General features: G+C 43.4%; 17 protein-coding genes. 15 read left to right on the top strand and 2 right to left on the bottom strand.

The features are described from left to right. Positions 1–44: 44 nt before the first annotated feature. The 11 genes from AC0VXY_RS09880 (at position 45) to AC0VXY_RS09930 (ending at position 13,722) form a co-directional block, all read left to right on the top strand. A complete protein-coding gene (locus tag AC0VXY_RS09880; protein WP_475527645.1) occupies positions 45–1,493 on the top strand; it encodes a carbon starvation CstA family protein in 1,449 nt (482 codons plus the stop codon). A gap of 423 nt (positions 1,494–1,916) precedes the next feature. Then, a complete protein-coding gene (locus AC0VXY_RS09885) occupies positions 1,917–2,807 on the top strand; it encodes a nitrilase-related carbon-nitrogen hydrolase (protein ID WP_475527646.1) in 891 nt (296 codons plus the stop codon). Positions 2,808–2,891: 84 nt separating this feature from the next. Next, the gene (locus tag AC0VXY_RS09890; protein WP_475527647.1) at positions 2,892–4,247 is read left to right on the top strand and encodes an NAD(P)-dependent oxidoreductase; all 1,356 of its coding nucleotides are present in this window, start codon (positions 2,892–2,894) and stop codon (positions 4,245–4,247) included. A 24-nt stretch (positions 4,248–4,271) separates the two neighbouring features. Further along, positions 4,272–5,558: an NAD-dependent dihydropyrimidine dehydrogenase subunit PreA gene (preA, locus tag AC0VXY_RS09895; protein ID WP_475527648.1), complete on the top strand. Its 1,287-nt coding sequence runs from the start codon at positions 4,272–4,274 to the stop codon at positions 5,556–5,558. A 16-nt stretch (positions 5,559–5,574) separates the two neighbouring features. Then, positions 5,575–7,002 (top strand): dihydropyrimidinase, encoded by a 1,428-nt coding sequence (hydA, locus tag AC0VXY_RS09900; RefSeq protein WP_475527649.1) that lies wholly within the window; start codon positions 5,575–5,577, stop codon positions 7,000–7,002. 132 nt (positions 7,003–7,134) lie between these two features. Further along, the gene (locus AC0VXY_RS09905) at positions 7,135–8,607 is read left to right on the top strand and encodes an NCS1 family transporter (protein WP_475527650.1); all 1,473 of its coding nucleotides are present in this window, start codon (positions 7,135–7,137) and stop codon (positions 8,605–8,607) included. Between the two features lie 44 nt (positions 8,608–8,651). Continuing rightward, positions 8,652–8,861 carry a hypothetical protein gene (locus AC0VXY_RS09910; RefSeq protein WP_435991142.1) on the top strand — a complete coding sequence of 70 codons (210 nt, stop codon included), beginning with the start codon at positions 8,652–8,654 and terminating at the stop codon, positions 8,859–8,861. Positions 8,862–8,878: 17 nt separating this feature from the next. Next, a complete protein-coding gene (locus AC0VXY_RS09915) occupies positions 8,879–9,058 on the top strand; it encodes a hypothetical protein (protein WP_475527651.1) in 180 nt (59 codons plus the stop codon). A gap of 52 nt (positions 9,059–9,110) precedes the next feature. Further along, positions 9,111–10,712, top strand: a complete 1,602-nt coding sequence (locus AC0VXY_RS09920; protein WP_475527652.1) for a PucR family transcriptional regulator — start codon at positions 9,111–9,113, stop codon at positions 10,710–10,712. 166 nt (positions 10,713–10,878) lie between these two features. Then, complete coding sequence (locus tag AC0VXY_RS09925; protein ID WP_435991136.1) at positions 10,879–12,345, top strand: CoA-acylating methylmalonate-semialdehyde dehydrogenase; 1,467 nt, start codon at positions 10,879–10,881, stop codon at positions 12,343–12,345. A gap of 21 nt (positions 12,346–12,366) precedes the next feature. Beyond that, a complete protein-coding gene (locus AC0VXY_RS09930; RefSeq protein ID WP_475527653.1) occupies positions 12,367–13,722 on the top strand; it encodes an aminotransferase in 1,356 nt (451 codons plus the stop codon). A gap of 35 nt (positions 13,723–13,757) precedes the next feature. Here the strand turns inward: AC0VXY_RS09930 and AC0VXY_RS09935 are convergent, their stop codons facing one another. Then, entirely contained in the window at positions 13,758–14,684 is a 927-nt protein-coding gene (locus AC0VXY_RS09935) for a VanW family protein (RefSeq protein ID WP_475527654.1), read from the bottom strand. A gap of 141 nt (positions 14,685–14,825) precedes the next feature. Between AC0VXY_RS09935 and AC0VXY_RS09940 the strand changes: the two genes are divergently transcribed. From AC0VXY_RS09940 to mutL, 4 genes are all read left to right on the top strand, one after another. Beyond that, entirely contained in the window at positions 14,826–15,626 is an 801-nt protein-coding gene (locus AC0VXY_RS09940) for a hypothetical protein (RefSeq protein ID WP_475527655.1), read from the top strand. 132 nt (positions 15,627–15,758) lie between these two features. Next, the gene (locus tag AC0VXY_RS09945; protein WP_435991128.1) at positions 15,759–16,361 is read left to right on the top strand and encodes a DedA family protein; all 603 of its coding nucleotides are present in this window, start codon (positions 15,759–15,761) and stop codon (positions 16,359–16,361) included. Between the two features lie 163 nt (positions 16,362–16,524). Then, on the top strand, positions 16,525–19,146 hold the full coding sequence (gene mutS / locus AC0VXY_RS09950; protein WP_475527656.1) for a DNA mismatch repair protein MutS: 2,622 nt from the start codon (positions 16,525–16,527) through the stop codon (positions 19,144–19,146). 12 nt (positions 19,147–19,158) lie between these two features. Further along, entirely contained in the window at positions 19,159–21,030 is a 1,872-nt protein-coding gene (gene mutL, locus AC0VXY_RS09955) for a DNA mismatch repair endonuclease MutL (RefSeq protein WP_475527657.1), read from the top strand. Positions 21,031–21,071: 41 nt separating this feature from the next. Here mutL and AC0VXY_RS09960 read toward each other — a convergent pair whose 3' ends face one another. Next, on the bottom strand, positions 21,072–21,518 hold the full coding sequence (locus AC0VXY_RS09960; RefSeq protein ID WP_435991122.1) for a DUF4385 domain-containing protein: 447 nt from the start codon (positions 21,516–21,518) through the stop codon (positions 21,072–21,074). Positions 21,519–21,550: the final 32 nt, after the last annotated feature.

Here is a 21,550-nt window from a genome sequence, read left to right on the forward strand (position 1 = left end):
TTAGAATAAACGTTAATTTCAATTAGTGAAGGGAGGACATCGTGATGCTCACATTTCTTGCATCCATCTGTATTCTGGTAGTTGGTTATTTCTTATATTCAAAGGTGGTAGAAAAGATTTTCGGGATCGATGATTCAACTATCACACCTGCATATGCTAAAAAAGACGGCTTGGATTATATGCCCATGAGCTGGTGGAAGGCAAGTCTGGTACAACTCTTGAACATTGCGGGATTGGGTCCGATCTTCGGTGCGATACTGGGTGCTTTATATGGTCCTGTGGCATTTCTGTGGATTGTGATAGGGACATTGTTCGCTGGAGCCGTACATGATTATTTTTCCGGAATGCTCTCTCTCAGACATAATGGGGCACAGTTCCCGACAATTGTAGGGAAATATTTAGGGAAACCCGTTCAGTCTGTCATGAACATTTTATCCATCGTGTTAATGATCCTGGTAGCGGCTGCCTTTACATCGGGGCCGGCGCAACTTATGGCAGAGGTGACGCCGCTTAATTTTATGACCTCTCTGGTTATTATCTTTACATATTTTCTGATTGCAACTGTTTTACCAATCAATAAAATCATCGGTAGAATTTATCCGATTTTCGGAGCGATACTTATATTTATGGCGGTAGCAATTGGAATCGGATTATTCTTCTTTGAACATCCGGTCCCGAATTTAACATTTGAAAACATGCATCCAGGCGAACTGCCTTTATGGCCGCTCTTAATGGTCACGGTGTCATGCGGAGCCATTTCCGGCTTCCATTCCACTCAAAGTCCCATCTTGGCAAGGACCCTAAAACGGGAAAGTGAAGGTCGGAAAGTATTTTATGGGGCGATGGTAGCTGAAGGGATTATCGCGTTGATCTGGGCGGCTGCAGGTATGGCATTCTTTAATGGAACAGCCGGCCTGCAAGAAGCGTTGGCTTCAGGAGGACCTGCTGGAGTAGTTAATGAAATCAGTAAAACGACACTTGGGACTCTCGGCGGGATACTTGCAGTCCTTGGTGTCATCATTCTCCCAGTGACGACAGGGGATACAGCCCTCAGATCTTCACGTATGATGCTCGCAGATTTACTGAGCGATTTTCGGAAGAAAGAAATGGAAGGGAAATGGCTTCCCGGATTACTCGTCATCCCGGTTGCAGTGCCTACTTTCCTGCTGACTCAAATCGATTATACCTTTCTTTGGAGGTATGTGGGATGGTCGAATCAAGTAGTTGCGACTGTCATGCTATGGACCGCTTCCATCTATTTATTGCAGAAAGCAAAATTTCACTGGATTTGCAGCCTTCCCGCACTGTTTATGACAGGAGTGGTAAGTTCGTATATTTTCTATGCACCAGAAGGGTTCGGTCTATCCTATTCAGTTTCGATGGTTCTTGGAGCAATGATTTGGTTAGCCGTATTGATCTGGTTTATTGTACAAGTATTAAAGTACAGACCGGAAAGACAGCAGTCACTGGAAATGAAATCAGTCAATTCATAGTGTTAATCGAGGGAACAGCCTTTTCATTTGAAGAGGCTGTTTTTTTGTGCGTGTGCATTCTTTTTTCATAAAAGATAGGAATAAATGAAGGATTGTGAACTTTGTCGATTAAAAACTGAATTTTTATAAGATTTAGACAAATTATTCTACAAATTTCGCGAGGTACGTATGATACCGTATGAGAAACGGACAAGATGGCTAATTAAATAGATTATAATACTTAACGACAAATGGTGAAGGTAGTTCATGTTACAGAATGTATAATGCAATCTATTTTAGTACGGGTTAAAATAAAGTGAAAATACTTAAAATTCAGAATTTATTTAGACGTAAGTGAAATCCAGTAAGTGTTTACATAGGAAGCAAAAAACAATGAAAGCGCTTACTAATTTATAAAAATCTTAACGTATTGGGGGAATTGGAATGTCAGACTTAGTCACAATCGGACTCATTCAGGCATCTCATGATGTGGACGGGAATGAAACAGTGGACGTCCATAAGGAGAAAGCAATAAAAAAGCATGTGGAATTAGTGAGAGATGCAGCGAAAAAAGGTGCCCAGATCATATGCTTACAGGAGATATTCTATGGGCCGTACTTTTGCTCAGAGCAAAATCCTAAATGGTATGACTCTGCAGAAGAAATCCCGAATGGACCTACTACAAAACAATTCCAGGATCTGGCCAAAGAACTGAGTGTGGTCATCGTTCTACCAATCTACGAGCGGGAAGGAATAGCAACGTACTATAATACGGCAGCTGTCATCGACGCAGATGGATCATACCTGGGTAAATATCGAAAACAGCATATTCCCCACGTGGGGGTCGGGGAGGAAGGATACGGGTTCTGGGAGAAATATTATTTCAAACCGGGAAATCTTGGGTACCCGGTATTTGATACGGCTTATGCCAAGGTAGGAGTCTATATTTGTTATGACAGGCATTTTCCTGAAGGAGCGCGTTTATTAGGATTGAAGGGGGCCGAAATTGTCTTTAATCCGTCAGCGACCGTAGCAGGGCTTTCCGAATACTTATGGAAGCTTGAACAGCCTGCTCATGCAGTGGCAAATGGGTACTATTTGGGAGCCATCAATCGTGTGGGGTATGAAGGTCCCTGGAATATGGGGGAATTCTACGGCCAGTCCTATCTGGTCGATCCGAGAGGAACCTTTGTATCAGTTGGGAGCAGGGATCAGGATGAGGTGATCATTGGGGAAATGAATAAAAAGTTGTTAAGAGAAGTAAGGGACACATGGCAGTTTTATCGTGACCGGAGACCCGAAACCTATAACGATATGACGGCGTTACTTCCTTAACCAAGCAGGAACTGGTGTTTATTGTCATAAGGAGTGCTCCATCATTTTGATTCATTAATCGGAAATGAAGAGGGGGAAGTCAGTTTGTCCAACACACTTTCATTACTCAATCTGGAGATAAATTTTCAGGAAACCCATAAAGGGTTAACAGGCAGGGAGGCATTGGAGGAAGCAAATCGATGTTTGTATTGCTATGATGCACCATGCATTCAAGCATGTCCAACCAGTATCGATATACCATCATTTATCAAAAAGATTGCATCAGGGAATTTAAAAGGTTCTGCTAAGACAATCATGTCTGCAAATCCCGTTGGGGCGAGCTGCTCAAGGGTCTGTCCGACAGAGGAGCTATGTGAAGGAGCATGTGTACTAAATTCTTCAACCAAACCCATTATGATCGGGGATCTTCAACGGTATGCAACAGATTGGGCAAGACATAATGACACTGTGCTCTTTAAAGCGGGAGAGCCGAACGGAAAGAAAGTCGGAATCGTCGGAGGGGGACCGGCAGGGCTTTCTGCAGCAAGAGAACTCGCGCGATTTGGATATGATGTAACGATTTATGAGGCTGAAAAAGAAGCGGGGGGCTTAAATACTTATGGCATCGTTTCGTTCCGCCTTCCTCAAAGCATTTCTTATTGGGAAGTGGAACAGGTGAAGAAATTGAATGTAAAGATCCGGACAAATGTAAAAGTGGGTCAGGATATATCAGCCGAAGAAATCGCAATGAAACATGATTTTGTCATCCTGGCTGCAGGAATGTCTAGTGTCCCGGACTTAAGAATTGATGGAGAAGAGCTGACAGGTGTCCATGATGCCATTGAGTTTGTGAAAAAAACCAAAAGTGGCGTGTTGAATCACGAGTACATTGGTAAAAAAGTAGTGGTGATCGGTGCAGGAAACACAGCTATAGATGGAGCCACTTGCTCTATTCGTCTAGGAGCAGAGAATGTGAAAATCTTATACCGACGTACAAAAGAAGAAATGACAGCTTATGATTTTGAATACGAATTTGCAAAGCAGGATGGTGTCGAATTCCGTTGGTTGACAGCTCCTCAAAGAATCATCGGGAATGAAAAAGGAGAGGTTACAGGGATTGAATGTATCAAGATGGAGCTTGGCGAACAAGGGCTTGATGGAAGAAGACGACCCATTCCGGTAAACGGCTCCGAATTCATTTTGCCGGTTGACGTCGTCATTAAAGCCATAGGGCAGACCCGTCATCTTTCACTAATTGAACAATTCGGGTTGGAGCACTCTGAAGGGGTTGTGAAGGTTGACCCCGGGACTTTTCAAACGTCGAATCCTTCAATTTTTGCCTGTGGGGACATCGTATTCGGTAAAGGCATCGGGGAAGCGATGGTCGTTACGGCAGCAGAGCAAGGGAAGCAGGCAGCATACCATTTGCATGAGATATGTTCGACAGTGAAAACGAGTTAAAACTGTTTAAGAGGGGGGAATTCCATGGCGAATTTAAGCATAGATTTAGCGGGGATCAAATCACCCAATCCATTTTGGTTAGCATCTGCGCCACCAACGAACTCAGGGTATCAGGTTCAAAGGGCTTTCGAGGCTGGTTGGGGAGGTGCGGTTTGGAAGACGTTGGGTGAACCTATTATAAATGTTTCATCCCGGTTCGCAGCAGTAAGCTTTAACGGTCAGAGGGTAGCAGGTTTCAACAATATCGAACTGATTACGGATCGTCCATTGGAAGTGAATTTAAAAGAAATATATGAAACCAAGAAGAGATTCCCGAAGCACGCCATCATTGCCTCATTAATGGTGGAGCCGAAGCAGGAAAAGTGGCATGAAATCGTCAAAAAAGTTGAGGATGTAGGCGTTGATGGATTGGAACTGAATTTCGGATGTCCCCATGGGATGGCTGAAAGGGGGATGGGATCGGCCTCCGGTCAAGTACCTGAGCTGGTCGAGAAACAAACTTACTGGGCAAAGGAAGTGGCCAAGACACCGGTCATTGTAAAGCTCACACCTAATATAACAGATATTACCGTGACAGCCGAAGCAGCCGTTCGAGGCGGAGCGGATGCTGTCAGCATGATCAACACGATCAATAGTCTTGCGGGAGTGGATCTGGATTCATGGAACACCATTCCTCATGTGGCCGGTAAGGGAGCTCACGGTGGCTATTGCGGGCCTGCAGTGAAACCTATTTCCTTGAACATGGTTGCAGAATGTGCAAGGAACCCGAGGATCAATGTTCCGATTTCAGGCATGGGGGGAGTGTCAAACTGGCAGGACGCCGTTGAGTTCATGCTCATGGGTGCTTCCGGAGTTCAAGTATGCACGGCTGCCATGCACCACGGTTTCAGGATTGTCGAAGATATGCTGGATGGATTGAATAATTATTTAGATGAAAAAGGAATATCAAGCATTCAGGAGATCGTTGGAAAGTCAGTGCCTAGATTTTCCGATTGGGGTAATCTGGATCTGAATTATAGCGTAGTGGCCCAGATTAATAATGACGTGTGTATCAATTGCAATAAGTGCCATATTGCATGTGAAGATACATCTCATCAGTGCATTGATATGCTGAAGGATCCTGATGGAAACAGCTATCTAAAGGTGCGGGAGGAAGATTGTGTCGGATGTAATCTATGCTCGATTGTCTGTCCGGTTGATGGTGCCATAGACATGATTGAAGTTCCAAGTGGTCAGATGCCGATGACCTGGAACCAACGTCAAGCAGTCATGAGTAACCTGTCGGGCTCTAAAGTAAATGCAGTAAAATAACCCAGGAGGTACCGTAATGGAAAAAATCATTCAAAATGGAACGATTGTCACAGCAACCGATACGTATAAAGCAGATATCCTGATACAAGACGGAAAGATTGCAGGGATTGGAAAAGGGTTTGACCCGGGAGAGGCTGAAGTGATCGATGCAAGCGGGAAATTCATTTTTCCAGGAGGAGTCGATCCCCATACACATCTGGAAATGCCATTTGGTGGCACGGTTTCAAAGGATGACTTTGAAACCGGAACGATTGCCGCTGCATTTGGTGGGACAACGACCCTCATAGATTTCTGTTTAACGAATAAAGGAGAACCTCTTCAAAGTGCCATCGATACATGGCATGCAAAATCAAAGGATAAAGCCGTAATCGATTATAGCTTCCACCTGATGGTCGGGGAGATCAATCAAGAGGTACTCTCTCAGCTGCCTGATGTCATACAGCAGGAAGGCATCACATCGTTCAAAGTGTTTATGGCGTATAAAAATGTATTTCAGGCAGATGATGAAACCCTATTCAGAACACTGGTTGCTGCAAAGGAACTCGGAGCCCTCGTCATGGTGCACGCAGAAAATGGGGATGTCATTGAATACTTAACCGAGAAGGCATTAGAAGAAGGGAAAACGGAACCGATTTATCACGCTTTGACGAGGCCTCCTGAACTTGAAGGGGAAGCCACTGGCAGAGCGGCTAAACTAACGGGATTAGCGGATTCACAACTATATGTTGTACATGTTTCATGCTCTGAGGCCGTGGAACAGATTTCAGCGGCGAGGAGTAAAGGGTTGAATGTATGGGGTGAAACATGTCCACAGTATCTGGTCCTTGATCAAACTTATTTGGAGCGTCCCAACTTTGAAGGGGCGAAATACGTATGGTCGCCTCCACTCAGGGAAAAGTGGCATCAGAACGTTTTATGGAACGCTTTGAAAAGCGGGCAGCTTCAAACATTGGGATCTGATCAATGTTCTTTTGATTTCCAGGGACAGAAGGATCTTGGGAAAGAAGATTTCACTAAAATTCCGAATGGCGGCCCGATCATTGAGGACCGTGTATCCATATTATTCTCAGAAGGGGTTGAAAAAGGACGCATAAGCTTGAATCAGTTCGTGGATATCATGTCGACGAGAAGTGCCAAATTGTTTGGGTTGTATCCTCGGAAAGGAACCGTTGCCGTTGGATCGGATGCAGATATCGTCATCTTTGATCCGGAGGCAGAAAGAGTCATCTCTGCTGCGACCCATCATATGGCAGCAGATTATAACCCGTTTGAAGGCATGAAGATCAAAGGCGAACCGGTGTCTGTATTATCCAGGGGTGAATATGTCATCAAAGATAAAAAGTTTGTAGGAAAACAGGGTACCGGCAAGTATATTAAGAGAGCGAAATACGGTAACCTGCTGGAAAATGAAGAGAGTGCAGCACTTCAATCCTCTAAGAGCTGATAACCTTTATTGTAAAACATCCATCTTAATCTTAGAACGACTCCTCGCGAGCCGGATGCAGGGACTGCGCCCACTCGCCTCTCTTGTGAGAAGATTGGTAAAGCTATTCGAAGCAAACAAAATGGGGTGTTCATGTTGAAAAGAAGTTACTTAAAGTCTCCTGATTTATTACCGATCAAAGAAAGTGAAAGGAAAGTTACAAAGCTTGGTTATTCCTTTATGTGGGTGGGGATGGTCGTCGTACTTGCAACATTCGCAATCGGTGGAGCCGGTGTCGTATCATTACCACTACCACTCGTTGTTTTAGCCACAATCATAGGTTCCCTTGCGATTGGATTATTTATTACCTTAACAGGCGATATCGGGATCGAACATGGTTTATCCTTCCCTGTATACATGAGAGCACCCTTCGGAACAATCGGGACGCATATTCCATCCGTGGTTCGTGGCCTGGCTGCTTCCATGTGGTTCGGAATCAACACATACTTCGGTGCCACAGCGATGAACGGAATTCTAAATATATTATCAGGTTTTGATAATTGGTTTGTGTGTTTCCTGATTTTTGCTGTTCTTCAATTGGTGAATACGGCACTTGGGATTAAAGCTGTAGAACGTTTTGCGGACCTTGCCGCCCCAGTCATCATCCTCATCTCAGTCTGGATGTATTCGTCATTATCAAACTCCGCAGCCTCACAGGGTAGGGATATTTGGAGCTGGGTTGAAAGTCCGGTGACGGGGGCAGCAACGTTTACCGCTTTCCTTGTAGTGATTTTTAGTAATATGGGATTTTGGGCAACACTTTCAGCAGATATTCCTTCCATTTCGCGCTTCATGAAGGCTCCAAGCAATGAAAGGAATTGGTTCAAGAGAAATCGGAGTGCACTCATTGGCAATCTAGTAGCCCTACCGATTACTCAAGCATTTATGGTATTAATCGGCGGTATTTCGTATATAGCCGTACTGAATTATGATCCTGTAGTCGCCTTGCAGGAGGCAGCAAGTGGATTTGTTTTAGGAGTCCTCCTCCTGATGATCGTCCTGGCACAGTGGTCTACGAATATTGCAGCCAATATAGTACCTGCAGCCACCATTTTTTCAAATGTTGGGGGACCCAAGTTTCCTTTTTGGGCTGGTGTGTTAACAGCCGGAGTCGTGGGGACGATTGTTCAGCCCTGGAACCTTTTCGATATCATCATTCCTGTTCTGCTATTTGTGGGGGGAATTTTATCCTCAATCGTAGGAATATTGATATCAGATTACTATTTTATAAGAAAACGCCGGGTCAATGTGCCCGCCTTATATGAAGACAGGGGACAATTCAGGTATATGAAAGGAATCAATCTTGCAGGCTTCATATCATGGATCCTCGGAGCAGTCGCTTCATATTTCGTTCCTAACTTTTCGTTTTTGGTTGGATTTGGTATAGGTGCCCTCTGCTATTACGTATTGGCTAAATATTGGTGGTTCAAAAAGTATGAGCAGGCCGAGCTTTCCGATCCCAGTGATGAGAAATATCTGGGAATGTCGGTAGGCCGTGATTGGATCATTGAAGATGCAGAAGAAAACGTTATCGAAAAATCCCCGACGGGCACGAGTTTTTCTTAAATAGGCTACAGAGGTTCCAAATAGGATAATGAAAGGGTGTCGAAATGTCCGATTATCAAGAGTTCTTAAGCGAAAGAGATAAGATTGATTTTCTCCTGCAAAAGGGCTTCAAAATAGAAAAGGTCACCGAAAATCTCAGTGGGGCTTTTGTAGTTTTTAAACATACTGAAAATAAAAGAAGCGCCACTTTGCATGTGAAAACGGCGAATGCACGAAAGTATTTTTCAAATCTTTTATTTCATACACATCATTGAAAGGGGGGCTAATCGGCATGGGTGATCTTCTCGCAGACAAAGTTTTGACGCTGTGCCCTGAAAGTATGCAAACGACAGATGAGTTAATACATTGGGTATTAACCGTCTTGTCATCGGATCACTTGACTGAAGAGCAATTAGTGAAGTGGTGGGGTGAGGAGATACAGTTTGCAATCCCCCATACTGAAGAAGAGTGAAGGATTGGTTCTGCCAATCCTTTTTCTCCACGCCAAATTGAAGGAGAGAAGGATGAAAAGTCATTTTTATTTTTCAGTGAAAGATATCCTGGAAAGAAAGTACTTTGAACATGCTAAGGTGATGGCTGGACACAGAGGTCTCTCAAGACAAGTAAAATGGGTCCACATTGTCGAAGTCACTTCCATAAAAAATCTTCTTAACGGGAACGAATTGATCCTATCGACTGGTCTTGCCCTGAAGGAGGAAGACAGTTTCCTCTCACTCATTCATCAGTTGGGAGCTTGTGAAGCAGCGGCCCTTTGTATCGAACTTGATACAAACATCTCTACCATACCAGCAGCTGTCCTGGAGTGGGCGGATGAATCTGATTTCCCCATCATTGTTTTTGAAAAAGAAGTTCCATTTGTCAGTATCACGCAGGATATACACGCCGTAATAATCAATCAGCAATATGAGATGATCAAGAAACTTGATTTCTACGCTCAGAACCTGAATAAATTGCTGCTGTCAGTCAAACACTGCAGGGATATTCTACAAATGTTACATACTGAATTGGATGTACCGGTACTTTTTCAGTTGAAAGAACAAGATGTAAAAGTTCATCCCTTAATGTGTTCGTCTGAAGAAGAGCTTTTCCTACAAAACTACTATAAGCACAAAGATAGTAAGGATCATCATGTTGCTTCGACGAAAGTAATCCTTTTTGATCAGGAGTATGCAGAGCTGTGCATCTGCCGGTACAATCATCCGTTTAGTGAATATGAGCTCTTAATACTTGACCGGACGTCCACTGCCCTTGCTCAATATTTGATGAGGGAACTATATTTTGATGAACAAAAACGCTTGGAAGAATCAAAGTGGATTATGTCGTGGTTAAAAGGAGATCAATCATACGAAAGACTTGCCACTTTCATGGAGAATCTAAACGTATCGATCCATGGGGGTGTCGTATGTATTTGCAAGACGAATACACTGGCTGAGAAAGAAATGCTTGATTTAACCTTTTTTAACCTTGTAACAAAAAGTATATTTGAGCAATATGGTTTCAAAGTGGTGCCAGAAAGGATAGATCATGATTTAATCTTCATTCTCCTAGATACCAGGAGAACCGGTGACTGGAAGGCCAGATTGATCAAAGCATATGAAAAGATATTAAAATCAGGATTTTTTGGAAAGTCGTCGCATGCAGTATTTGCCACCGGTAAATATCAACTCGAGATGATGGAAATTCATAGAAGCTATGAAACTGCGAAAGACACCCTTACATTTCGTGCGAAAGTCGATGTAGGAGATCATTATTATTTCTTTGATGACCTTCATTTATTCAGATTGATTTCAATCGTCAATGAGAATGTGAACATGTCGGAAATGATAGAAGAGTTTCTTTCCCCATTAATTGATTATGACCGGGAGCATGATGGGAATTTAATGAAGACACTTAAAGTTTTCCTGTCATGTCAGGGATCAAAGCAAGAAACCTCTAAAAGGTTATATATTGTGAGACAAACACTCTATCATCGACTGAAGAAAATAGAAGATTTGCTTGGTGAAGATTTCATGAGATCGGATAAACGAGTGGCAATCGAATTTCTATTGGCGGCTCATGATTATTTGCAACCTCTAAGCTTATTGAAGAAGACTAAGATACAATAAATCAAAGCTTTCAGCTATAGTGTCCAGCGGGATCCCTTGGTTATGTTACACAATGTCTAATGAATGACCAGACGTTTTCTTTCATAATGAAAGTATCCAGTATACAGAAAGTTCTGAATTTCTTTGGGGATATCTTATCGAAAAAAGTAACAAGGAGGAACTGAATATGACTGTAATAAAAAAAGATGTGGCAGTATTGAAAAATTATATTGGTGGTAAGTGGGTGGACTCCCTCAGCTCACAAACATTGGAAGTCTTGAATCCTGCCACGAATGAAGAGATTGCAAGGGTGCCGATATCTACTAAAGAAGATGTAGCGATGGCTGTGAAAGCTGCGAAGATTGCCTCAGGAACCTGGAAAAAGACCCCGGTGCCAAAACGTGCCCGAATCCTGTATAAATATCATTCATTGCTTTCAGACAATCACGATGATCTGGCCAGACTGGTTGTGCAGGAAAATGGAAAGTCATTCAAAGAAGCGTATGGGGAAGTTCAGCGTGGATTAGAATGTGTGGAATTTGCTTGCGGAGCACCCACACTCATGATGGGAGAGACCCTCAGTGGGATTGCGGAAGATATCGACTCTGAAATGTTTCGCTATCCACTCGGTGTTGTGGGGGGGATTACTCCATTTAACTTCCCTATGATGGTCCCGTTATGGATGTTCCCCCTTGCCATCGCATGTGGAAATACTTTCGTATTGAAGCCATCTGAAAGAACCCCGATCTTAGCCAATAGACTTGCAGAACTGTTAACAGAGGCGGGAATGCCTGACGGGGTCTTAAACGTGGTGCACGGCGCCCATGATGTGGTGAATGGCTTACTGGAGAATAAGGACATTGCGGCCATCTCATTTGTCGGCTCCCAGCCGGTTGCGAAATATGTGTATCAACAGGCCGCTTCACAAGGAAAGAGGGTTCAGGCACTATCGGGAGCAAAAAATCATCATGTCGTCATGCCTGATGCGGATTTCAATAAAGCGGCTGAACATATCATCAGTTCAGCATTTGGCAGTGCAGGGCAGAGATGCATGGCATGCAGTGCAGTTGTGGTGGTTGGGGACAATGAAGAGTTTGTGAAGGCTTTAAGTAAAAAAGCAGACGAACTATGTATAGGGAACGGGATGGATGAGGAAGTACTGCTAACTCCGGTCATTCGGAAGGAAAATCGGGAGAAGACTCTCGGTTATATTGAAAAAGGCTTACAAGAAGGAGCGTCACTCATTAGGGACGGCCGGAAAGAGATGGAAGACTTCAAGGAAGGGAACTTCTTGGGGGCGACGATCTTTGACCATGTGACACCAGAAATGACGATTGCGAAAGAAGAAATGTTTGCACCTATCCTCAGTCTTTTAAGAGCAGAAGATCTGGACCAGGGACTGGATTACATCCGCCAGTCAAGATACGGTAATGGTGCAACGATCTATACGAAAGACGCCGGCGCCGTACGACAGTTCAGGGAGGAAGCAGACGCAGGGATGTTGGGAATTAATGTGGGGGTTCCTGCGACAATGGCATTCTTCCCATTTTCAGGGTGGAAGGATTCTTTCTATGGAGATATGCATGTAAATGGTAAAGACGGAGTAAATTTCTATACTAGGAAGAAAATGATCACTTCTCGATTTGATTTTTAATCAGGGTTAGGAGGAATCTTCATGGTAAAAGCAGGTCACTCTCAGGATGTATGGTTAAAGCAGGATGAGAAACTCATTTGGCACTCCATGAAACCATATAATCCCGAGGGAACGATGGTTGTGACAGAATCTCACGGATCGTGGATAACTGATCAGGATGGACAGAAGTATCTTGATGGTATGGCAGGATTATGGTGTGTAAACGTTGGGTATGGACGACAGGAGTTAGCAGAGGCAGCTTACGAGCAGCTCAAGAAAATGGCTTACTTTCCTCTTACCCAAAGTCATAAGCCAGCCATTGAACTTGCAGAGAAGTTAAATCAATTACTTGGTGATGACTATGTGATTTTCTTCTCTAACAGTGGATCTGAAGCCAATGAAACGGCCTTTAAGATCGCCCGGCAGTATCATCAACAAAACGATGAGCACGGAAGATATAAAATTTTCTCCCGGTATAGAGGGTATCACGGCAATACTATGGGGGCATTGGCTGCTACAGGTCAGGCTCAGCGAAAATTTAAGTATGAACCATTGGCTCCCGGGTTTCACCATATTGCTCCTCCGGACGCATACCGAGATGAAGTGACAGGGGGGAATCCCCATGACCTTCCGGGAGTGAAGGCAATTGATCAGGCCATGACATGGGAACTAAGTGAAACAGTCGCTGCCCTGATCATGGAACCAATTATTACTGGCGGAGGAATCCTCATGCCGCAGGATGACTATATGAAGGCGGCCAAAGAAGTGTGTGTGAAGCATGGTGCTCTCTTAATAGTAGATGAAGTGATTTGTGGTTTTGGGCGGACCGGAAAAGCATTCGGCTTTATGAATTATGACGTGAAGCCTGATATCATCACAATGGCCAAGGGTATCACCAGTGCTTATCTCCCGTTATCCGCCACTGCTGTGAAACGTGAGATCTATGAAGCTTTTAAGGGATCTGAAGACTATGATTATTTCCGTCATATCAACACATTCGGAGGGAATCCTGCAGCCTGTGCGCTTGCTTTAAAGAACATTGAAATCATGGAAAATGAGAGACTCTTTGAACGGTCAAAAGACCTGGGTGAAAAAACGTTAAACTCCTTGAAAAATCACCTTCAGGACCACCCCTATGTAGGGGATGTCAGAGGAAAGGGATTATTGATCGGAATTGAGATGGTGAATCATAAGGATACCAAGGAGCCATTGGAACTGGATAAAGTTAACGCAGTCATAGGATATTGTAAACAGAATGGAGTCATCATCGGTAAAAATGGTGCAACTGTGGCAGGATTCAATAATGTCCTGACAATATCGCCTCCGTTAAACATCGAAGAAGAAGATCTGGAACGACTGGTATCGACTGTCATTGAAGGGATTCAACATCTTAAATAATCAGGTTAAAGGCATCTGCTTGTGTGCAGATGCCTTTAATTTTGTATGGAATGATCGACTTGTTTTTCCTGCGGTAATTCCTCCGAGGCACTGGGGACCTTTCTTTTTTTGACATTGATTAGATCTGATGAATGGACGGTTATGCTCACTTGCCCACCTGCAATTTTTGCACGAATGAGAAGAGGCTGATTATAAGCATTTTTAAAGGTGAAATCGGGACCGTACCAGCTCACGGTTGCATCCCTGCCCTCAGGGACATATGGCACACGTTTTGAGTGATGATACCTTTCCAATATGGTTACGCCCGCTTGATCAACCGCATTATATAAGGTCGAAGAAACCTGGCAGATACCACCACCGATATCCTCTGAAAGTTCCCCTCTTACAATCACGGGAGCTTTTTTATAACCCTTTTGTTTCGTTCTTTTTCCGACCACTTCATTAAAAGAGAACACTTCCCCTGGAAACACAACCGTGTTGTTGATTTTTTTAGTTGCCAGGATAATATTCTGCGTTCGCTCTTCATTATGTTTATTAAAGTACGTAACATATTGCCCTATTTTTTGTGTTCGTATGTGAGCGAGAATTTCACTATCCACCTTTGGATATAAGGTCAACAAAGGAGGTTCGATCAATCCCGATCCCTTTGAGAATAAGAAACCCTCGACCAGATCACGAAACTTCCTTTCATGGAGCTTATATCCAGCCTCTTCGGGGACTATCCGGCCATGTTCATTAATATAGGCATTACGTGGAGGGGTGTAGACCATAGTCTGGACTTGAGAAACAAAATCCTCATAGTGTTTCTCATTCATTAACGGTTCATCCAACAATGGTACTCCCAGGTAGTGACGGTCAACTGAAATGGGTGTGTGATTTGGTGATTGGATATGTAGGTGATCTTGACTCCCCATTGCCGGAAACACTAACAGACCTATCGCAGTCAGTTTAATCAAAAGCATATGAATCCTCCCTTTCGTTGGTAGTATCCGTATAAGAGAGCTATTTCATGTTCAAATGCCACTTCCAAAAATTGAGTGAATGAACCGGCAACAAGGGTGCTAAAACTAAGGGGAAAAAACGAGGTTTCGTACATGCTTTTTATGATGAGATTCACAATCGTCCTATCAATGCTCCTTGTCTTTGGAGCAAAATCGGCCGATGCCATACCGAGTTTTCAAGTTGAGATTCTTCCATGGGAACAAGTAAAGGGAATCATTCCTAACCATTCTTATTTTACTATTATTGATGTTGATTCAGGTTTGTCTTTCAAAGTGCAGAGAAGGGCAGGAAGTAAACATGCGGATGTACAGCCAGTCACAGAAAAAGACACGAAAATAATGAAAGCCATTTACGAAGGAAAGTGGAGTTGGGATCGTCGTGCCATTTTGGTATTGGTTCATGATCAGCTCATTGCTGCCTCAATGAATGGAATGCCTCATGGTGCCGGAGCACTCCAAAATAATTTTCCAGGGCATTTCTGTGTCCATTTCTACGGAAGTACGACGCATAAGACCCCGACTCCAGACTTAGCCCATAAAGTCATGATATTGAAAGCAGGTGGTGATCTGGACAATTTCCTGTACCGTTTGGATCCATATGAAATAATCAGCGTACTTGAGATTGCCATTAACCAACAAGACGAAAGACTTCTTTCACAAATCATGACCGGAAACAATCGTAAGGCCCTTGCTTCAGTGAAACATTTCCAGATTACCCAAAGATCCATACTCCCGGTTGAGGACTTGCCTGCTCTTGTGGCAATGAACATAGAATTCAAGGTGAAATGGATCAGGTCTGATCATTCACAAGGGGAAAAGAATGTTGTTTTCTATTTACACAGGGATTCATTGGAAAATCAGTGGAAAATAGATGGTCCAACATTCATTGATGAAATTCATTAATGTACCCATCACCTAACATTAATTCCCTCCAGTGGATGAAATCTTATCCTTTATATGAGTTTTTAATGGGTGAAAGAGGGAAAAGGGTATATAAATGAATCGTGGAGGGAAAGGCCGATGTTGGAGTTTGTCATGAAATTAATTAAGGAGTTAGGAATGTGGGGGTTATTCGCTGGAAATGCCATTGAAGCGTCCTCATTGCCTTTTCCAGGAGCCCTTGTGACGCTGACTTATGGGTACGTACTGGATCCATCGTGGCTAAAGCTTTTGATATTAGCCCTCACCAGCAGTGCAATTTATACCATTTTCAGTTTCATACCATATGGGATTGGATTTAAGCTGAAGGATAAAATCAAGGAAAAAACCAGCTCCAAGAAAATTGAAAAGGGGCAGAAGTGGTTCCGAAAATGTGGTTTGTGGAGTATAGCGATTACGAGACCCCTCGGCATCGGTAATTATGTCTCATATGTTGCAGGTATCAGTAAAGTGAACAAGTGGAAATTCGGAGGTTTAACCTTCATAGGAATATTCCCGATCACCCTCACGATGTTAATTGTCGGGAAAAATGGCAATTTGAAATCCGTTCAATCCATGATGAGTCATATTCAGACCTATCTTCTCATTGGAGGGGCAGTGCTCCTGATTGGTTACCTGCTATATAAGTTCGTGTATAAACCAAAAGCAAAGTCCGCTTGTATACAGGATGAAACGAGTATCGCCAAGCAAGCTGAATAGATAAACAGAAAGTTCGCTCCTATAAATAGGAAGCGGATTTTTTTTTGAAATAGGCCAATACCATATGCGTTTCCTCAATCTACTACATGCTTCAACCATGGTCCGTATGATATAATGAATAGTCGAGAATAGCAGATTTACTTGGAAAGGTTTGAATGAAACCATGACACAATATACTCCTATGATTAAACAATACTTACAAGTAAAGGCAGAATACCAGGATGCCTTTTTATTTTTTCGTTTAGGCGATTTTTATGAAATGTTTTTTGATGATGCCGTGAGAGCTTCCCAGGAACTTGAAATAACCTTAACAAGCCGTGATGGGGGAGGAAAGGAACGAATTCCCATGTGCGGTGTACCTTATCATTCTGCTCCTAATTACATAGAGCAACTCATCGATAAAGGTTTTAAAGTAGCGATATGCGAACAGACGGAAGATCCAAAGCAAGCCAAGGGTGTCGTGAAGAGGGAAGTCGTACAGCTCATTACACCCGGTACGGTTATGGATGGGAAAGGTCTTACTGACAAAGAAAATAACTATATTGCTTCAGTAGCCGTTTTTGATGATGATACGTTTGGCCTCGCCTATAGTGATCTAACGACCGGGGAAACCAAAGTGACGGTCGTTTCAGATGGACTGCAGGCGTTAATGAATGAATTATCCACGATTGGGGCGAAAGAAGTGGTCATTCATCCTGATCTTTCTGACGAGGTTCAGGGGAGGATCAAAGAAAGAACAGATGTTACGTTATCCTATGAGCAGGACTCTAGCCCCGGGCATGAATTCACTCATCTGGTGGAAACGCTGAAGCAGGAGAAACTCATAAAAGCTTCTTCCCTCCTGTTTCATTATTTATTCCGGACACAGAAAAGGAGTTTGGATCACCTGCAAATCGTTGAGACGTATCAGCTTCACCAATTTATGAAAATGGATTATTATTCGAAGCGTAACTTGGAGCTGACAGAGACCATCCGTTCCAAAGGGAAAAAAGGGTCACTTCTTTGGCTTTTGGATGAAACGATGACAGCGATGGGTGCCCGACTCTTAAAACAGTGGATCGATCGTCCACTTATTCATAAACAAGAAATCGAAAGTCGCCAGACAGTGGTAGAGGTATTATTGGAACGCTTCTTTGAAAGGCAGGATCTGAGAGATCGTCTAAAGGAAGTGTATGACCTCGAGAGATTGGCGGGCCGTGTCGCCTTCGGGAATGTAAATGGTCGTGATTTGATACAGCTGAAAAAATCCCTGCAACAAGTACCCGTATTAAAGCAATTGATCCAATCGTTGGAGAATGATGCAACCGATGAGCTTGTCGCCAGGCTCGACCCATGTAAAGAGTTGACAGACCTTCTCGAAAAGGCATTGATCGAAAATCCCCCATTGTCCATAAAAGAAGGGAACCTGATTCAGGATGGGTATCATGAAGAACTGGATCAATATCGTGATGCAAGCAAAAATGGGAAATCGTGGATAGCTAAGCTTGAACGGGAAGAAAGGGAAAGGACTGGCATCAGGTCTCTTAAAGTAGGATTTAACCGGGTATTTGGTTACTACATCGAAATAACGAGAGCGAATCTGCAGCACCTGGAAGAAGGACGCTATGAACGGAAGCAGACTTTAACAAATGCTGAACGGTTCATCACCCCGGAATTAAAAGAGAAAGAATCCCTAATCCTCCAGGCTGATGAAAAGAGCGTGGATTTAGAATATGAATTGTTCCTTGGAATACGTGAAAGGGTAAAGGAATTCATCCCCCGCCTGCAAAAACTGGCAAAACTCGTCAGTGAACTGGACGTGCTACAGTGCTTTGCCACCGTCAGTGAGAAACGTCATTACACACGTCCATTGTTCAATGACGAGAGAAAAATCGTCTTGAAAGAGGGAAGGCATCCCGTTGTCGAAAAGGTGATGGGCGCCCAGGAGTATGTTCCGAATGATTGCTATATGGATGAGGAACGAGAAGTCTTTCTGATTACCGGTCCCAATATGTCGGGTAAAAGTACTTATATGAGACAGGTGGCGCTAACAAGCATCCTCGCCCAAATAGGGTGTTATGTGCCTGCAAGAGAGGCAAATCTTCCTGTATTCGATCAAGTATTCACCCGCATTGGAGCAGCGGATGACCTGATCTCCGGACAAAGCACATTCATGGTAGAAATGCTTGAGGCGAAGAATGCGATCATTCACGCGACTCAACAAAGCCTGATTCTGTTCGATGAAATCGGACGGGGCACATCCACTTATGACGGGATGGCACTGGCACAAGCAATCATTGAATACATCCATGAACATATCGGGGCGAAAACCCTTTTCTCCACTCACTACCATGAATTAACGGTTCTTGAGGAAGAGTTATCAAAAGTGAAAAACGTTCATGTTAGTGCGATGGAGCAAAATGGCAAACTTGTTTTTCTTCATAAAATCAAAGAGGGTGCGGCAGACAAAAGTTATGGAATACATGTTGCAGAACTCGCTGAACTTCCCCAGGCCCTCATTCAGAGAGCGAATGAAATTCTTCTTGAGCTTGAACGGAAGGAAGAAACTTCAACTTCCAATGAAGTAGCCGCTTCAAGGGAGTCGTTTGTTGAAAAGCGGGAAACAAGTGAAGAAGATTTGGCTCAGCTATCTTTTTTTGGAGCTGAAAAATCGGAAAAGAAAGAAAAGCTGAATTCTAAAGAAAAGAAATGCATAGAGGAATTGAAAAAATTGGACATTCTTGAAATGACGCCATTGGATGCTATGAATACGCTATACGGGATCCAAAAAAAGTTAAAGCAATAAGGAGGTGGAACTGTGGTGAAAATATTTCAGCTTGATGATTCCCTTTCTAATAAAATCGCAGCAGGGGAAGTGGTGGAACGACCGGCTTCTGTGGTGAAGGAACTCCTTGAAAATAGCATCGATGCAGGTGGGACCGTCATTGAAATCCATATCGAGGAAGCAGGGTTACAATCCATACGAATCATCGATAATGGAGACGGAATTGAGAAGGAAGATGTCCAAACAGCCTTTAAGCGGCATGCAACGAGTAAGATCAAAGACGAAAATGACCTATTCCGGATCCGGACGTTGGGATTCAGGGGAGAAGCCCTTCCGAGTATAGCTTCTGTTTCTCATTTCATGTTAAAAACGAGTACGGGAGAAGGGCCGGGTACGAGCATTGAGCTCCGAGGTGGAGAAGTAAATTCGATTGAAAGCACGTCGTCCAGAAAAGGAACAGATATCACAGTTTCACAGCTATTTTTCAATACACCTGCACGGTTAAAATATATGAAGACCATTCATACTGAGCTTGGAAATATAACGGATGTAGTGAACCGGATCGCCCTTGCCCATCCTTTTGTCTCGATCAAGCTTCTCCATAATGGCAAATCGCTTTTGCACACGAATGGCAATGGGGATGTCCAGCAGGTTCTTGCCGCGATTTATGGCGTCGGGATAGCGAAGAAAATGGTATCGATCGAAGTAGAGTCCCTTGATTTTAATGTAAAAGGATTCATATCCCTTCCTGAGGTCACCCGGGCATCCAGGAATTATATTTCTACGATGATCAACGGGAGATTCATAAAGAACTATGCACTGGCGAAAGCGATCGGTGAAGGATATCACACACTTCTCCCCATCGGACGACATCCCATCGTGCTCCTTAGTATCGAGATGGACCCGATCCTGGTGGATGTGAATGTGCATCCGTCGAAAATGGAGGTCCGCATCAGTAAGGAAGCAGAGCTCAATTCGTTGGTAACGGAAGGAATCAAGAGGGTGTTTAAAGGAAAGGAACTGATTCCCTCAGGATCTACCTCGCCTAAAATGGCTCAACCGAAATCTGAGCAGACCTACATGAATCTCGATCATGCGGCTAAGCGACAAGAAGTTAGATATGATAACAGAGACTCCATCCGGGAGCGGTTGCTGCCTAAAGAAGAGATGGTGAAGCTGTATGAGCCGCAACCACCTGTCATGGATACGAGTGAACCAACAAGTATCGTTTCTAATGAAGAACCTCTTCAAGGATACCCTATCGAGAAAGAAGAAACCCGGAAACAACCTATTCAAGACATTGATGATGAAAAGGAAACACCTCGGGTTCCCTCTCTTTATCTTGTCGGGCAAATGCATGGCACGTATATATTCGCCCAAAATGAACGCGGTCTTTATATCATTGATCAGCATGCAGCTCAGGAACGGATCAAGTATGAATACTATAAAGAGAAAGTAGGGGAGGTTTCGAAAGAACTTCAGGAACTCCTCGTCCCCCTTACACTTGAGTTCTCAACGGATGAGTATATTAAGATCAATGAACATCGTTCTCTCCTTGAAGAAGTAGGGGTTTTCCTCGAGGACTTCGGATACAACAGTTTCATCGTACGTGCCCACCCACAGTGGTTCCCTAAAGGGGAAGAACAGCAAACCATTGAAGACATGATTGAGCAGATCATCAATATGAACAAGGTCGATATTAAAAAGCTGAGGGAAGAAGCAGCCATCATGATGAGTTGTAAAGGATCCATCAAAGCAAATCATCATTTGAGAAATGAGGATATGCAGGCGCTGCTGGATGAATTAAGAAGAACCAGCGATCCATTCACCTGTCCCCATGGTCGACCGATTATCATTCATTATTCCACCTATGAAATGGAAAAAATGTTTAAACGGATTATGTAATGGAACGAATGGGGATGAGCCTTTTTAAGGTTCATCCCCATTCATCCATATTTGTTCTGATGTTCCTTCTTCCTTTTCAGATAGTCATCATCTTCCCTCACCAATTTCCATTTCGCTTCAAAAATGGAGGCTGATTCAGCTTTCTGTTCATCTATCTTTCGATTATTGATATCCCCATCCTTCTTATACTTCTTACCACCCGGATAATTGGCGTACCTTCTGGCCCTCGTATAGCCCATCTGAAGGAATTTCCTTGCCATATCCATTCCCACAAAATCATTTTCCTCCTTATATTGAAGAAACATGCGATAAATGGTATTTGAGGATTCTTCTGCAATATCCGGTGTTTTAAAACGCCATTCTGGAAGGATTTCGCTTTTATAGGGTTCTACAAGTAAAACACCTTGTTCCCCGCGGCCTACACGGTATTTTTCAGGGTGTTTACGAAAATCAATAGAATCAAAATCAAGATTATAATTAAAAGACATGTCCCTCACCTCCTGACTACCTTTTACCCATA

The sequence above is a fragment of the Rossellomorea sp. QJM3NY_18 genome, assembly GCF_056173145.1.

Bases quoted from the DNA above. Each gene is read 5' to 3' on its own strand.
- AC0VXY_RS09930 (WP_475527653.1), top strand. From the start codon at position 12,367: ATGGTAAAAGCAGGTCACTCTCAGGATGTATGGTTAAAGCAGGATGAG.
- AC0VXY_RS09915 (WP_475527651.1), top strand. From the start codon at position 8,879: ATGGGTGATCTTCTCGCAGACAAAGTTTTGACGCTGTGCCCTGAAAGT.
- preA (WP_475527648.1), top strand. From the start codon at position 4,272: ATGGCGAATTTAAGCATAGATTTAGCGGGGATCAAATCACCCAATCCA.
- AC0VXY_RS09940 (WP_475527655.1), top strand. From the start codon at position 14,826: ATGATGAGATTCACAATCGTCCTATCAATGCTCCTTGTCTTTGGAGCA.
- AC0VXY_RS09880 (WP_475527645.1), top strand. From the start codon at position 45: ATGCTCACATTTCTTGCATCCATCTGTATTCTGGTAGTTGGTTATTTC.
- AC0VXY_RS09925 (WP_435991136.1), top strand. From the start codon at position 10,879: ATGACTGTAATAAAAAAAGATGTGGCAGTATTGAAAAATTATATTGGT.
- hydA (WP_475527649.1), top strand. From the start codon at position 5,575: ATGGAAAAAATCATTCAAAATGGAACGATTGTCACAGCAACCGATACG.
- AC0VXY_RS09905 (WP_475527650.1), top strand. From the start codon at position 7,135: ATGTTGAAAAGAAGTTACTTAAAGTCTCCTGATTTATTACCGATCAAA.
- mutS (WP_475527656.1), top strand. From the start codon at position 16,525: ATGACACAATATACTCCTATGATTAAACAATACTTACAAGTAAAGGCA.
- AC0VXY_RS09945 (WP_435991128.1), top strand. From the start codon at position 15,759: ATGAAATTAATTAAGGAGTTAGGAATGTGGGGGTTATTCGCTGGAAAT.
- AC0VXY_RS09960 (WP_435991122.1), bottom strand. From the start codon at position 21,518: ATGTCTTTTAATTATAATCTTGATTTTGATTCTATTGATTTTCGTAAA.
- AC0VXY_RS09920 (WP_475527652.1), top strand. From the start codon at position 9,111: ATGAAAAGTCATTTTTATTTTTCAGTGAAAGATATCCTGGAAAGAAAG.
- AC0VXY_RS09885 (WP_475527646.1), top strand. From the start codon at position 1,917: ATGTCAGACTTAGTCACAATCGGACTCATTCAGGCATCTCATGATGTG.
- AC0VXY_RS09935 (WP_475527654.1), bottom strand. From the start codon at position 14,684: ATGCTTTTGATTAAACTGACTGCGATAGGTCTGTTAGTGTTTCCGGCA.
- AC0VXY_RS09910 (WP_435991142.1), top strand. From the start codon at position 8,652: ATGTCCGATTATCAAGAGTTCTTAAGCGAAAGAGATAAGATTGATTTT.